The organism is Wolbachia endosymbiont of Atemnus politus (assembly GCF_013309895.1).
In genome coordinates, this window is sequence record NZ_JAAXCS010000028.1 from 1 (window position 1) to 13602 (window position 13602).

At 36.4% G+C, this 13602-nt stretch carries 14 protein-coding genes and 1 pseudogene; 9 read left to right on the top strand and 6 right to left on the bottom strand.

Annotation, left to right across the window (positions count from 1 at the left end):
• From lipB to HET73_RS02895, 3 genes and pseudogenes are all read right to left on the bottom strand, one after another.
• A pseudogene (gene lipB / locus HET73_RS02890) lies at nt 1–619 on the bottom strand (lipoyl(octanoyl) transferase LipB); the annotation flags it as partial.
• Nucleotides 588–722 carry a hypothetical protein gene (locus HET73_RS08960; RefSeq protein ID WP_281356012.1) on the bottom strand — a complete coding sequence of 45 codons (135 nt, stop codon included), beginning with the start codon at nt 720–722 and terminating at the stop codon, nt 588–590. The gene HET73_RS08960 and the pseudogene lipB, both read right to left, overlap by 32 nt.
• Before the next feature lie 36 nt (nt 723–758).
• A complete protein-coding gene (locus HET73_RS02895) occupies nt 759–1646 on the bottom strand; it encodes a metal ABC transporter solute-binding protein, Zn/Mn family (protein WP_174133995.1) in 888 nt (295 codons plus the stop codon).
• Between HET73_RS02895 and HET73_RS02900 the strand changes: the two genes are divergently transcribed.
• The 5 genes from HET73_RS02900 to uvrB all read left to right on the top strand — a co-directional run bounded on the left by HET73_RS02900 (nt 1638) and on the right by uvrB (nt 8012).
• Entirely contained in the window at nt 1638–2378 is a 741-nt protein-coding gene (locus tag HET73_RS02900; protein ID WP_174132844.1) for a metal ABC transporter ATP-binding protein, read from the top strand. The two genes, HET73_RS02895 and HET73_RS02900, sit on opposite strands and share 9 nt — an antisense overlap.
• Nucleotides 2375–3796 carry a 2-polyprenylphenol 6-hydroxylase gene (ubiB, locus tag HET73_RS02905; RefSeq protein ID WP_174132843.1) on the top strand — a complete coding sequence of 474 codons (1422 nt, stop codon included), beginning with the start codon at nt 2375–2377 and terminating at the stop codon, nt 3794–3796. The genes HET73_RS02900 and ubiB overlap by 4 nt, the downstream gene beginning before the upstream one ends.
• Before the next feature lie 214 nt (nt 3797–4010).
• Entirely contained in the window at nt 4011–5240 is a 1230-nt protein-coding gene (locus HET73_RS02910; protein ID WP_174132842.1) for a cytochrome b, read from the top strand.
• Nucleotides 5240–6004: a cytochrome c1 gene (locus HET73_RS02915; RefSeq protein WP_174132841.1), complete on the top strand. Its 765-nt coding sequence runs from the start codon at nt 5240–5242 to the stop codon at nt 6002–6004. Before HET73_RS02910 ends, HET73_RS02915 begins: the two co-directional genes overlap by 1 nt.
• A gap of 85 nt (nt 6005–6089) precedes the next feature.
• On the top strand, nt 6090–8012 hold the full coding sequence (gene uvrB, locus HET73_RS02920; RefSeq protein ID WP_174132840.1) for an excinuclease ABC subunit UvrB: 1923 nt from the start codon (nt 6090–6092) through the stop codon (nt 8010–8012).
• Between the two features lie 127 nt (nt 8013–8139).
• Here the strand turns inward: uvrB and HET73_RS02925 are convergent, their stop codons facing one another.
• From HET73_RS02925 to HET73_RS02935, 3 genes are read right to left on the bottom strand one after another with little or no spacing between them, the layout of a single operon-like run.
• The gene (locus tag HET73_RS02925; RefSeq protein ID WP_174132839.1) at nt 8140–8754 is read right to left on the bottom strand and encodes an SCO family protein; all 615 of its coding nucleotides are present in this window, start codon (nt 8752–8754) and stop codon (nt 8140–8142) included.
• 44 nt (nt 8755–8798) lie between these two features.
• A complete protein-coding gene (gene dnaQ, locus HET73_RS02930) occupies nt 8799–9494 on the bottom strand; it encodes a DNA polymerase III subunit epsilon (protein ID WP_174132838.1) in 696 nt (231 codons plus the stop codon).
• Between the two features lie 26 nt (nt 9495–9520).
• On the bottom strand, nt 9521–10168 hold the full coding sequence (locus tag HET73_RS02935; protein WP_174133996.1) for a Tim44/TimA family putative adaptor protein: 648 nt from the start codon (nt 10166–10168) through the stop codon (nt 9521–9523).
• Between the two features lie 159 nt (nt 10169–10327).
• Between HET73_RS02935 and secB the strand changes: the two genes are divergently transcribed.
• The 4 genes from secB to sucD all read left to right on the top strand — a co-directional run bounded on the left by secB (nt 10328) and on the right by sucD (nt 13266).
• The gene (gene secB, locus HET73_RS02940; protein ID WP_174133279.1) at nt 10328–10831 is read left to right on the top strand and encodes a protein-export chaperone SecB; all 504 of its coding nucleotides are present in this window, start codon (nt 10328–10330) and stop codon (nt 10829–10831) included.
• A 174-nt stretch (nt 10832–11005) separates the two neighbouring features.
• Nucleotides 11006–11206, top strand: a complete 201-nt coding sequence (rpsU, locus tag HET73_RS02945) for a 30S ribosomal protein S21 (RefSeq protein ID WP_174133278.1) — start codon at nt 11006–11008, stop codon at nt 11204–11206.
• Between the two features lie 20 nt (nt 11207–11226).
• Complete coding sequence (gene sucC, locus HET73_RS02950; RefSeq protein WP_174133997.1) at nt 11227–12387, top strand: ADP-forming succinate--CoA ligase subunit beta; 1161 nt, start codon at nt 11227–11229, stop codon at nt 12385–12387.
• A gap of 3 nt (nt 12388–12390) precedes the next feature.
• Nucleotides 12391–13266 carry a succinate--CoA ligase subunit alpha gene (gene sucD / locus HET73_RS02955; protein ID WP_174133998.1) on the top strand — a complete coding sequence of 292 codons (876 nt, stop codon included), beginning with the start codon at nt 12391–12393 and terminating at the stop codon, nt 13264–13266.
• Nucleotides 13267–13602 lie beyond the last annotated feature (336 nt).

Below are 13602 nucleotides of genomic sequence, written 5' to 3' on the forward strand. Positions count from 1 at the left end.
ATTAAATATCTTATAAAACTCTTTTTTTAATATACCATCCAGTTCAGAAAGTGAAGCTTCAACTCCTAGTTCTTTCATTGATGTAACACCATAATCTTTCAGCCCGCAAGGAATAATGCCTTTATAGTGAGAAAGATCTGGAGAGACGTTGAGCGCTATGCCATGGTAAGTTACCCATTTTCTTAAGCGAATACCAAAAGCTGCTATTTTTTTTTCTACTCCGTTATTGTTTACCCAAATACCTATTCTATCTTCTTTGAATTCTCCAAGTATATTAAAATGCCTTAAAACGTTTATGGTCCAATTACCGAGGTCTCTAATATATAGTTTTATATCGCATTTATTTCTTTTTTTTTAGGTTTAGCATCAAATATATAATGCGCTGCCCTGGTCCGTGGAATGTGTATTTACCACCCCTGCCTGTTTTATGTACAGGAAATAGTTTTTCAACGACTTCATCATCTGTTGCACTGATTCCTGCTGTGTATAGTGAAGGGTGTTGGAGGAGCCATACTAGCTCATCAGATAAATTGTTGTAAATTTTTTGAATTTTTACTTCCATGAATTTTACAGCATGGGTATAATCATTAAGCTGATCGGATATTAGCCATTCTACCATGTTCTTTTTCTTTAACTCTGCTAATATAGTGTCCAAATCTCACTACTGTCATTCCAGTGCCTTTTTTCCTGGCACCAAGCACTTTTGCTTCAATATTGCACACTCCTGAACAGATATATTACTCAAGTTTGAACAATTTTTACTTAGATTCAACAAAACAAGATTTGAAATTTTGTGTGATGCTGTTGATTATAGCGAGATATGCGTCTTTTCCAGGTTCTATATCTAATCCAATAGGATCAAGAATTACCATTTTTGCGTCATTAGAAAGGGCTTTAGGTTTTATGCTATCTTCTTGTGAAGGGGAAAATATACATTTAATGTTTTCTTCCTTCATCGTCTTTTTTAGTTTCATTATACTTCTCATACCTATGTAAGCATTCTCTCCTATAGATAGAATGGCACTTGGGTGATTTAACCCAAAATATTTTTCAAAATATTGATAGGCATCATGAGTGACTATGTATTTTTGATTTTTTAAGTCATTCAGTTCTTTTGCAATTTTCTCCTCTTCTTGTTCTATTCTTTCTACGGCTTTCATTGCATTGTAGTTGTATCGAGAGGCATTCTCCTTATCTATACTGGATAGTGTTGCACTTATAGAGAATATCATGCTCTTTGCGTTTTCGGGACTCAGCCAGATGTGCAGGACTTTTTCGTCTTGAGTATGGATGATTTGCCTGGAAAATGAATGTGGTCGAGCAGGAAGTAGATTGACTGTCTTTGATAACTGTACAAGTTCTTTATTGTTTTTAGCAAAAGCTTTAACGAATGTTTCTAGGTTATCATCAACGTAAAATATGACGTCACTTGATTCCAAATTACTTGCATCAGATGGCTTGAATGCGTGATCGTGTTCAGATGTTGTGCAGGCAAGCAAGTGTGGTTTTAAAATTCCATCTGTAACAGAAGCTACAAGTGAGTGTACGGGCTTTATTGTGGCTACAATTTTTAAATTGGATGAAAGAGCAGTACTGTGGTATAGTGTAAACAAAAGCAATAGAAAAAAAGCCAATAAATGTCGCATGAAAACGTTGAGAAAAATTTAAATTTTGTCAAAAAGTTAAATAATGTCAATACCAACGTTCTAAAGATAGAGAACCTCGCTCTTGCGTATGATAATAAAAAGGTTCTCGATGATGTCAATATATCAGTAAAAAGAGGAGATATAGTTACTATACTTGGTCCAAATGGTGGAGGTAAAACCTCCTTAGTGAAGGTAGTTGCTGGTATAAATAAAAGCTATACCGGTAGTGTCGTGTTTACTGACGATACAAAAATTGGTTATGTGCCACAAAATTTTAGCATTAGTAATTTGATGCCGATAACGGTTGAATATTTCCTTTTAAATAGCTTTTCAAAAAAACTGGAGAAAAATCAATCAACTATTACAGAAGTGGTGAATTTGGTTGGTATTAGCAACATTTTGAAGAGTCAAGTGTCGGAAATCTCTGCGGGGCAAACACAATTATTACTACTTGCACGCTGTTTGATTGCAGAACCTGATTTGATTATCCTGGATGAACCGGTTAGTGCAGTGGACATTAATGCTCGGGCTAAATTTTATGATATTATAGGAAAAATAGCAAAAGAACGACTGATTTCAATTCTTATGACATCTCATGATCTAAGCTCCATTGCACCGTGCTCAGATTATATAATTTGCATAAATCATACTATCTATTGCCAAGGCAAGCCTGATGAAATCATGAAGAGTAAGACTTTACGTGAAATATTTAGCAGTTACATAGCAAAATGATTCGAAATGTTCTGCGCCTTCTATATATAACTGCAGTGCTAACTCGTTACAACGTACTACCTTATTTACTTGCTCCGTCGAAGAAGTCAGTAAACAAAATACGAGGCTACAAACTAAAGTGTGCTCTCGAAAAATTAGGGCCAGTGTTTATTAAGTTTGGGCAGTCTATCTCATCACGCACTGACATTTTAAGTGAGGATATAACGAACAGCTTGTTATTGATATGCGACAGACTGCCATCCTTTTCATATAAGATAGCAGTTAAAACTATAGAAAGCGAATTTAATTGTAAGTTGAGCGACATTTTTTCAAGTTTCTCTGAAGAGCCAGTTGCAGCAGCATCAATTTCTCAAGTTCATAAAGCAACTACAACGGAAGGCAAAGAAGTTGCTGTAAAGGTCCTAAGGCCAAATATTGAGAAAACATTCTCAAAAGATATAAAAATGCTTTTTTGGCTTGCAGGAATTGTAGAAAGGTTTAGCGAACAATCAAAGAGACTAAAACCAATTGAGTTAGTTGAAACTTTTGCTGAAATTTGCCGACTAGAGTTAGATCTGCGTTTTGAAGCTGCTCACTCTTCGGAACTGAAGGAAAACACAAAAAACGACAGAGGTTTTTACGTACCGGAAATAGATTGGAGTCGGACTTCAAAGAAGGTTTTAACATTAGAGTGGATAGATGCAACACCGATATACGAAGTTGAGAAACATAAGCAAATAGCTATCAATCTCATAGAATCGTTTTGTAATCAAGTATACAGAGATTGTTTCTTCCATGCGGATATGCACCCTGGAAATCTAATGATCGATAGTAGCAACAATATCATCGCTCTCGATTGTGGAATTATGGGCCGAATAGACCGTGAAACGTGTTATTATGTAATAGAGATACTAAAGGGTTTTTTAAACCGGAATTATGACTATGTTGCAAAAGTGCACTTTAGAGCTGGCTATGTTTCACCACGGCATAAAAATTTTGTTGCAGCATGCAGAGCAATAGGTGAACCTATTATAGGACAGTCTATACAAAAAATTTCTTTCGCTAGTTTGCTTGCTCAATTGTTCAAAATAACTGGCGATTTTGACATGAAAGTTCAAACGCAATTGTTATTACTGCAGAAAACTATGATTTTGCTAGAAGGAACATGTAGAAAAATCTACCCAGAAATCAATATGTGGAAAGTAGTTGAAGCATGGACAAAGAATCAACATAAAAATAAAATAGGTTATAGAGAAAAAATAAAAAGTTCTTACCCCATAAAAACGATTCAAGAAATATTTAGCCTCGTAGAGAAGTTAAACTTAATAGCTGACCATAAGCTAGAGAGCATTAAAATTAAGAGTAAATCAAATAGAAAGGCCTACTTTTTACTGTGGTCTATAATTGTAGTGCTAATCATTAAGCTTTTAATTTTCTAATAAGTGTTGCTTTTTACGTTGCTATAGCTAAAATAAATAAAGTTTACCTCAGTCCCACTACTTGCTAGTGGGATTTATAGCAGAGATACCGTGACAATTATGACGTAGATAGCTAGCGAAATTGCCAAATAATTGTGTGAGAGACTTGATTTAAAGTTTCTATTGTTTACAGAGGATAAGCTGCTACAATAAACGAGTTAAAAGTAGTTAAGTTATGCAAGATGATACTAAAAAAGAAACGTCAGTAGAAGAAAAAGGCATATTAGGATGGATAGAGTACAGGCTGCCTATATTTTCTTTTCTAAAACACACTGCTTCTTATCAAGTACCAAAAAACTTAAACTACGCTTGGAACTTTGGTTCTTTGGCTGGTATAGCACTAATTTTACAAATAATAACAGGCATATTTCTTGCCATGCATTACACTCCGCACGTTGATCATGCGTTTAACAGCGTGGAACGTATAATGCGTGATGTGAACTATGGATGGCTGATACGCTACACTCATGCTGTCGGAGCTTCGCTCTTCTTTATGGTGGTCTATGTCCATATCATGCGTGGGTTGTATTACGGGTCTTATAAGAGACCACGAGAGATGGTGTGGTTTATTGGTATATTTATATTTTTTGTAATGATGGCAACTGCCTTTATGGGATACGTTCTTCCCTGGGGGCAAATGAGTTTCTGGGGCGCAACAGTCATAACTAACTTATTCTCAGCCATACCTTTAATTGGCAACAAAATAGTTATATGGTTATGGGGTGGTTTTTCCGTTGATAATCCAACACTTAATCGTTTTTTTGCTCTACATTATCTTTTGCCTTTCGTTATTATCGCTTTAGCTATGCTACATGTTATTGCTCTGCATAGGTTTGGTTCTGGTAACCCAAGTGGGATAGAAGTGAAATCAGATAAGGACACCATTCCACTCTACCCTTATTATATAGTCAAGGATTGCATAACTTTTGGTTTGTTTTTTGTAGTTTTGTTTGCATTTGTTTTCTATGCTCCCAATTATCTTGGCCATCCGGATAATTATATAGAAGCTGATTCTATGGTCACTCCGGTACATATAGTACCAGAGTGGTATTTTTTACCTTTTTACGCGATGCTGCGTTCAATCCCAGACAAACTTACAGGTGTATTAACCATGTTTGGATCTATCTTAGTGTGGTTTTTATTGCCTTGGCTTGATAAATCAAAAGTTAAAAGTGGTGCCTATCGTCCATTGTTTAAGAAATTTTTTTGGGTCTTCGTAGTAAATTTTGCATTTCTCGCTTGGCTTGGGGGACAGGAAGTTAAAGAACCTTATATTACCCTTAGTAGGCTTTCCACTCTTTATTACTTTGCATACTTTGTAATAGTTTTACCACTACTTGGTAAGTATGAGAAGCCAGCAGAGCCACCCAAAACCATAAGTGATTCTGCGCCGGAGATGAAGTGATGCTGGTTAAAAATATATTAGCTGTATTTTGTGCGTTATTCTTTGCTAATTCCGTGCATGCAGAAGAATTCGAACCATCACCAAACAAGAAAATGGATTGGAGATTTGATGGAATTACTGGATCCTTCGATAGAGAGTCAATTCAGCGTGGTTATAAAGTGTATAAGGAAGTCTGTGCTGCTTGTCATTCAATGAATAGAGTGGCATTTCGTAATTTACAAGATGTCGGTTTTTCTGAAGAAGATATAAAACAGATTGCAGCTTCTTATCAAGTTAAAGATGGGCCAAACGATCTGGGCGAAATGTTCGATAGGCCTGGAATACCTTCGGATTATTTTATTGCACCTTTTGATACAAAGGAAGCAGCTGCAGCAAGCAACAATGGTGCAGTTCCACCGGACTTGTCACTTATTATTAAAGCGAGGCACGATGGTGCAAGTTATGTATATTCACTACTAACTGGCTATCAAAACGGTGAGCACGATGAGAATAATTTATATTTTAATCCATATTTTCCAACAGGTAAGTTAGCTATGGCACCGCCACTTTCTGAAGGAATGGTGGAATATGACAGTACAAGACAAGCCACAGTCGAAAACATGGCATATGATGTGGTAAATTTTTTACAATGGGCAGCAGAGCCAGAACTAGAGCGCCGACACAAACTTGGATTTAAAGTAGTGGCGTATTTTATAATCTTAACGGTCTTTTTTGTATTAACTAACAAGAAAGTATGGAGCAAACTTTATAAAAAGAAAAAATAAAGTTTTTTGGACACTCACTTTCATATCTTATTTACACTAGCAAGTTTATTATACAATAATAAATATATTATGAAAACACAGGATTATGGAATTTCAAATCGCTACACATTTTAAACCAGCTGGAGATCAACCACAAGCAATCGATAGTTTAGTTGCAGGACTAAATAGCAACAAAAGAGATCAGGTTTTACTTGGAGTTACTGGCTCTGGAAAAACTTTTACTATGGCAAATGTTATTGCAAGAACAAATAGGCCTGCATTAATTATGGCACACAATAAAACTTTAGCAGCACAGCTTTATGAGGAGATGAGAGGACTCTTTCCCCATAATGCTGTTGGATACTTCATTTCTTATTATGATTATTATCAGCCTGAAGCTTATTCGCCACAAACTGATACTTATATTGAAAAAGACTCTGTCATTAATGAAAGAATTGACATGCTGCGTTATTCCGCTGTCTGTTCCCTTTTGGAGCGCAGGGACACGATTGTAGTTGCCAGTGTTTCCTGTATATATGGTCTTGGTTCGCCTGAAAGCTACCGCAGCATGACTGTATCCTTAAGTGTTGGAGACAAAATTCATGTTAACAATTTCTTGAGTAACTTAGCTGATCTCCAATACAAGCGCTCCGATGTCAGATTTGAGCGAGGATATTTCAGGGTATGTGGCGATATTATCGATATCTTTCCTGCTTATTATGAAGACAAAGCTTGGCGTCTATCGTTGTTTGGCGATGAAATAGAAGAAATTTCTGAGATTAATGTTATAACAGGCAATATTATCAAACGCATAGATAAAATCACCATTTTTCCAAACAGCTACCACATTACATCGCGTGAGACTCTGTTGCAGACAGTTCAACTGATCAAAAAAGAGCTGCATGAACGCTTGGATTATTATTATTCACAGAACAAGATTGTTGAAGCAAAACGCCTCGAGCAGCGCACCAATTTCGATATTGAAATGATGGTAGCAACAGGGGTGTGTAAAGGTATTGAAAATTATTCACGTTATCTCTATGGAATGGAAGCTGGAGATGCGCCACCTACTTTGTTCGAATATTTACCTAAAGATGTAATTTTATTTGTTGATGAAAGTCATGTCACCGTTCCTCAAATTGGTGCAATGTACAGTGGTAATGAGGCGCGCAAAAAGAAATTAATTGACTACGGCTTTAGGCTCCCTTCTGCTTTTGATAACCGTCCATTAACATTTAAAGAGTGGGAAGCAGTACGGCCGCAAACTATTTTCATATCTGCCACTCCTGGAAGATATGAGTTAGAAAAGACCAGTAACGTATTTATAGAACAAGTTATCCGTCCAACAGGACTTATAGACCCAATCTGCATTGTAAAACCAATAGAGAGTCAGGTTGATGATGTGATTCACGAGGCGCAAGTAACGATAAAGAAAGGGTTTTGTGTTCTAATCACCACGTTGACAAAAAAAATGGCTGAAAAACTAGCTGAGCATATGAGTGAGTTAAATATGAAGGTAAGTTATCTGCATTCAGATATTGGTGCACTGGAGAGAATTGACATTATATATAAATTAAGATCGAAAGAAATCGATGTGCTAGTTGGTGTCAACTTGCTGAGAGAAGGTCTTGATATTCCAGAGTGTGGCTTGGTTGCAATTTTAGATGCTGATAAAGAAGGATTTTTGCGATCAGAGACTTCGCTTATTCAAACGATAGGTCGTGCTGCACGCAATGCTGAAGGTAGGGTAATTTTATATGCAGATAAAATGACCGGTTCTTTGGACCGTGCGTTGAAAGAAACCGCAAGAAGAAGAAATAAACAAAAAGAATATAATACTTTGCATAATATTGTACCAAAAACTATAATAAAGCCTATATCAAATACCCTGCAAGACAAAGTAGTGGCTGAGGATTTTAGCAAGGATGACTTAGACAGCTTGAAAAAGCAGATGCGGAAACATGCTGAGAACCTAGAGTTTGAAGAGGCGGCAAAAATAAAAAGTATTATCGAAAGATTTATGACATAAGAAGCAAAGCCAGACCGCAAATGCCTATGGCAATGTTACAAAAACGGTTTAGAGCTTGAGGTCATATTTACTCTTGTCATTTACTCAACCATTTTTTGCTGCTCCGCTGACGTTCAGGCAGAAGAATCTATAGATCATTTATATATTCCTTAATTTTAGCTGCAATCTTATCAGATTGACTTTCATCCGAATTTAGATCGGCTGCAAAGTGCGTAACGTATTTTCCTCCGGGGCCAATAAGATATATTATCGAAGAATGATTAATTTCCTCTTCCCCACCAACTTTGCTAGCATATACCTTATAATTTGCAATTATCTCATCTATTTTTTCTCTTTTACCAGTTAACATTTGTATTCTATGGTCAAATTGCTGATGGAATTCTTTAAGTTTTTCCGTGCTGTCGCGTTCGGGGTCAACTGTTATGAAAAATGTTTGTAACTTGTCATTGGTTTTCTCGTCTAGCTTTGCAAGTGTTTCTGAAATGATTCCAAGATTCATAGGGCAAATCTTTTTACATGAAGAGAATCCAAAGAAAATTATCATGTACTTATCTTTAAAGTCATCACTGCGTATAATCTGATCGTCTTGGTTAATCAGAGCAAAATCGCCTCCTATCTTAACTTCTGCATTGTGAATCGCTGCTGGAGCGAATATTCCTTTTTTAGTAAAATAACAATAACCGAGAAAAATGGCTGCTAAAGTTATTACTATACTAGATAACAACCTTACAAACTTTATCATTAGAACACCTTGAATAAAACAAGATTATATCTGCATTAGTTGACTTATTCAATATTTTCTTTCCAAAGTGGATTGTTAATTTTATCTAACAGTTTTCTATGTTCGTTAATTTCTTCATTGCTTGGTGAGTGTTCTCTGCGAACTAAATTACGTACTTTACGCTGAATGACTGTAGAGTTGTTATCCTGCTCACACTGATTATCAAACAGGAAAGTTTGTAACCCCCCTGTAAGCTCAACATAAACTTTTGCAAGCAACTGGGCATCAATTAGTGCTCCGTGTAATTCTCTATCCTCTAGTGATATGTCAAAACGCTTACATAATGCACTTAAAGATGCAGGTGACCCTGCAAACTTTTTTCTAGCAAGCGGTAATGTATCCAGTACTCTGTCTGAAGAAATTAATCCGGCATTCAGTTTACCAAGTTCCATATTAAGGAACTTAATATCAAACTCAGCATTGTGAATTATCAAAATATCGCTAGATATAAAGTCAAGAAATTCAAGTGCAATATCTGAAAACAATGGTTTATCTTCCAAAAATTCTTCACTAATGCCGTGAATCTTAAATGAGTGGTAAGGTATATCCCTTTCTGGATTGAGGTACTGATGGAATACTTTGCCTGTTGGGATGCGGTTAATCAACTCCACACACCCTATTTCAATAATCCGGTGACCAGACCCGATATCAAGACCGGTAGTTTCAGTATCAAGTACTATTTCACGTAGCTTGCTTTCCATTTTAAATAAAATCAACCTTACTTAACTTACATTGAATCCTTATCATTGTTGTCCTTATTATAGTTAACAGAAACTAGCAACCAGCTTGGGTTTGATGAAGTAATATTTTTTTTGAATTGCCACACATCCTCAACTTTATTGATGGTGGATGTGCTACCTGATATAACATCTCCCTTGTCATTCTTAACAAAGTTAATTTGCTCTGAAAAGAAATATACTGCAATAAACACTACGTTTTTCACTAGTTTTATTTCTAAAATCTTTTGTGAGATAATGGAAACAATTATAGATTCGTGCATCTCTTTACGGCGTCTGATTTTTTCTGCAAAGTTGTTATATAAGCCTTTATCCAAGAGAGGTTTCAACTGAGACAGATTTCCCTGATTGAAATGCTTTATTATTAATTCAAAAGCCATGCTTGAACCTTCCATAAAATGGGAAATGGAGAAATCTTTATTTTTTTGTAATATTTGTTCGTAAGTAGCTTTTATTGAATTTTTGTCGTTGCTATCGATGTAATCTTCAATATTTTCTACTACCTCTTCGTTACTTCGGTTTATATCGAGTGCACTAGTCAGTTTTTTTAGGTTGAGGTTTGGCGACTTTCCTAAAGAATTGTATAACCGTGAAAAAACGAATGCTGCTAATAAAGCATATATTACAAGCTCTATCATAGTAACTCAACTCCTTAGCATATAAAGTATCTGAACATTATTAATTATTAATGAAAACGTCTATATCAATCTGTAATTTAGATTTGCTATTCATTTATAAGTGGTTATATTGTAGAAGAAAGTGTTAAATACTTCAACTTAATTATGGAGACGTAACAAATGTCACAACAAAAAATGAAAATTCATGGTCAATATATTAAAGATCTATCGTTTGAAAATCCGAATTCACCATTTCTTTCTCCAAGAGAAGCTCCTAGTATTAATGTAATGGTCAACATCAATTCAGTGAAGTTGGAAGGAGCCGAAGACAAAGAAGGAAATGATGAAGAAAAATCTTTCCATGAAATTACTCTGCATATAGAAGCCAAAGCAACGGTAAAAGATGAGAACATAAAAGATGGTGTTGCCTTCATTTGTGAAACGAAATATTGTGGTATTTTTTCAATAGAAAACTCTGCAGAGCTAAGTGCAGAAGAGGTAAAGCAAGCTTTATTTATTGGTGGGCCTACTTTTCTTTTTCCTTTTGCGAGAGAAATAATTGCGAGGGTTACAAGTAGTGGTGGATTTCCTCCACTTATGCTAGATCCTATAGACTTTGAAGCTATGTATAAGCAGCAGGGTCAACAACAAAAAGATACTGTGAGCAATGAGAATTTTAACTGATGAGTTTATCATTTCAACGTGTGAAATGACTTCGTTGCATAGCAAGTTAAAAGACTTTGATGTTCTGAATAGCCAGATGTTACAGATAACGCTTAAGTTTATAAAATAATTGACAATGTTAATTTTCTAATTTATAAGTAGATTTTTGAGATAATTACCAAGGAGGTATAGAGTTTGATTGAAGTATCAGTTCATTATGGTGATGTAGATAGGGCTTTTCCGGTATTGAAAAAAACAATTCAAAAAGAAGGAAGAGGGATAAAAATGAGAAAGCAGTACCATGAAAAGAAATCAGACAAAAGAGCTAAAAAGAAAGCTGAAGCTAAAAAAAAGAGGCGCCAACAAGAGAGTAGAAGGCAGCGTTATGGTTGGTAATTTTTAATATTGGTTGTTTTATGAATATTCACGAATATCAAGCAAAAGAGATTTTACGTAAATTTAATGTTCCGGTGCCAAAGGGTTTTGTTACTACATCTGTGGAAGGAGTAGCGACTCAAATGAATCAACTGAAGTCTGACGTACTTGTGGTTAAAGCTCAGATCCATGCAGGTGGTAGAGGCAAAGCTGGTGGTGTAAAGCTAGCAAAGTCAACTGAAGAAGCTCAGCAACTTGTAAAGGATATGCTTGGCATAACTTTAGTGACTCACCAAACAGGACCAAGTGGGCAGCAAGTAAGAAGAGTATACATTGAAGAGGGTTCAAGTATTAAGAAAGAGTATTATTTAAGCTTAGTAGTTGATCCAAAGCTCAGTAGGCCGACGTTCATATTTTCTTCAGAAGGTGGAATGGATATTGAGGAAGTTGCAAAAAGTTCTCCTACGAAAATTGCGAAGCTTGATATTAATCCTAGTTCTGGTTTTGCAAGTTTTGATAGCAGCAAGTTGAGCAGCAGTTTTAATTTAAATCCAGAACAAACAGAAAAAATAACAAATGTTGCAAAAAGTATATATGATGCATTTATTGCAACTGACGCGAGCCAAATTGAAATCAATCCACTAGTTGAAACAAATTCTGGAGATTTTGTTGCGCTTGATGCTAAAATTAATTTTGATGACAATGCTCTATACCGTCATCCGGAGATTGTGCAACTCCGTGATTACGATGAAGAAGTGAAAGAAGAGATAGAGGCTTCAAAGCATGGGCTCAGTTATATAAAAATGGATGGCAATATTGGTTGCATGGTAAACGGTGCGGGTCTTGCTATGGCAACAATGGATATAATAAAGTACTATGGAGCAGAGCCTGCTAACTTCTTGGATGTTGGTGGCGGAGCAAGTAAAGAAACTGTAACTGAAGCGTTTAAAATCATATTGTCTGATAGTAACGTAAAAGGAATTTTGGTTAATATATTTGGTGGCATAATGCGTTGTGATATTATTGCAAGTGGAATTGTTGAAACTGCAAAAGAAATGAGCATTGAAGTTCCTCTAGTGGTTAGGTTATCAGGTACTAATTTTGAAAAAGGAAAAAGAATCTTAGAGGGATCAGGATTAAATATTATTGCTGCAGATGAACTGGGTGATGCTGCACAGAAGATAGTAAAAGAGGTAAAATAAAGAATGTCTGTTTTAGTAAGCAAAGATACAAGATTAATATGCCAGGGTTTTACTGGTGCACAGGGTACATTCCACTCAGAGCAAGCTATTAGCTACGGAACAAAAATGGTTGGTGGTGTAACTCCTGGCAAGGGTGGAAGCACTCACCTTAACTTACCAGTCTTTAATACTGTAGCAGAAGCTAAAGAAAAAACTGATGCGAATGCCACGGTGATATATGTGCCTGCTAAGTTTGCTGCTGATGCAATACTCGAAGCAATAGATGCGGAAATAGAGTTGATAGTTTGTATTACAGAGGGCATTCCTATACTTGATATGGTAAAAGTTAAACATGCGCTTATAGGTTCACAAAGTCGATTGATTGGGCCAAATTGCCCAGGAGTTATTACACCTGAAGAATGCAAAATAGGAATTATGCCAGGGCATATTCATAAACGTGGACATATAGGAATCATGTCGCGTTCTGGAACTTTGACTTATGAAGCAGTAGCGCAAACAACCGCTGTTGGCCTTGGTCAATCAACATGCATCGGAATTGGAGGTGATCCTGTCCATGGTATGGCATTTGTTGACTGTATGGAGCTGTTTTTAAAAGATGACGATACTCATGGTATTGTGATCATTGGTGAAATAGGTGGAAACGAAGAAGAGGATGTATCATATTTTATAAAGGCAGAGAAAACTAAAAAGCCAATTGTTGGATTTGTAGCCGGCCAAACAGCACCTCCAGGAAGGCGCATGGGGCACGCTGGAGCTATTATCTCTTCTAGTGGTGGAAGTGCTGGTGCGAAGTTAGAAGTTATGAAGAGTGCTGGAATTGCAATCGCAGAAACTCCTGCAGTGATTGGTAAAAAAGTTTTGGAAGTAATGCACCGCTAGAGTTACAAAAACCCTATATCGCTTGTCATCACAGCGTGACATTTTAGTGTACGAACATTGCAATTTCCGAAGGGTGTCATCCAAGTAGCTGACACAGGGATCTATGATTTATAATTCTTTCTCTTGTCATCCCAGCGCGTGACGCTTATGACGGCCAGTGCCTCCTTTTCCTGTCATCCCAGCGCCCTCTTCTTGTCATCCCAGTACTGGGATCTAGGAAAATATAGGTCACGCGCTGGAATGACAAGGTTATGGCCAGTGCCCCCTATAGTGTCATCCCAGCACCCTTTTTTTGTCATCCCAGTAGCCTTTTTTTTGTCATCCCAGTGCCCAGAC

Bases quoted from the DNA above. Each gene is read 5' to 3' on its own strand.
- HET73_RS02900 (WP_174132844.1), top strand. From the start codon at position 1,638: ATGTCGCATGAAAACGTTGAGAAAAATTTAAATTTTGTCAAAAAGTTA.
- HET73_RS02895 (WP_174133995.1), bottom strand. From the start codon at position 1,646: ATGCGACATTTATTGGCTTTTTTTCTATTGCTTTTGTTTACACTATAC.
- ubiB (WP_174132843.1), top strand. From the start codon at position 2,375: ATGATTCGAAATGTTCTGCGCCTTCTATATATAACTGCAGTGCTAACT.
- HET73_RS02910 (WP_174132842.1), top strand. From the start codon at position 4,011: ATGCAAGATGATACTAAAAAAGAAACGTCAGTAGAAGAAAAAGGCATA.
- HET73_RS02915 (WP_174132841.1), top strand. From the start codon at position 5,240: ATGCTGGTTAAAAATATATTAGCTGTATTTTGTGCGTTATTCTTTGCT.
- uvrB (WP_174132840.1), top strand. From the start codon at position 6,090: ATGGAATTTCAAATCGCTACACATTTTAAACCAGCTGGAGATCAACCA.
- HET73_RS02925 (WP_174132839.1), bottom strand. From the start codon at position 8,754: ATGATAAAGTTTGTAAGGTTGTTATCTAGTATAGTAATAACTTTAGCA.
- dnaQ (WP_174132838.1), bottom strand. From the start codon at position 9,494: ATGGAAAGCAAGCTACGTGAAATAGTACTTGATACTGAAACTACCGGT.
- HET73_RS02935 (WP_174133996.1), bottom strand. From the start codon at position 10,168: ATGATAGAGCTTGTAATATATGCTTTATTAGCAGCATTCGTTTTTTCA.
- secB (WP_174133279.1), top strand. From the start codon at position 10,328: ATGTCACAACAAAAAATGAAAATTCATGGTCAATATATTAAAGATCTA.
- sucC (WP_174133997.1), top strand. From the start codon at position 11,227: ATGAATATTCACGAATATCAAGCAAAAGAGATTTTACGTAAATTTAAT.
- sucD (WP_174133998.1), top strand. From the start codon at position 12,391: ATGTCTGTTTTAGTAAGCAAAGATACAAGATTAATATGCCAGGGTTTT.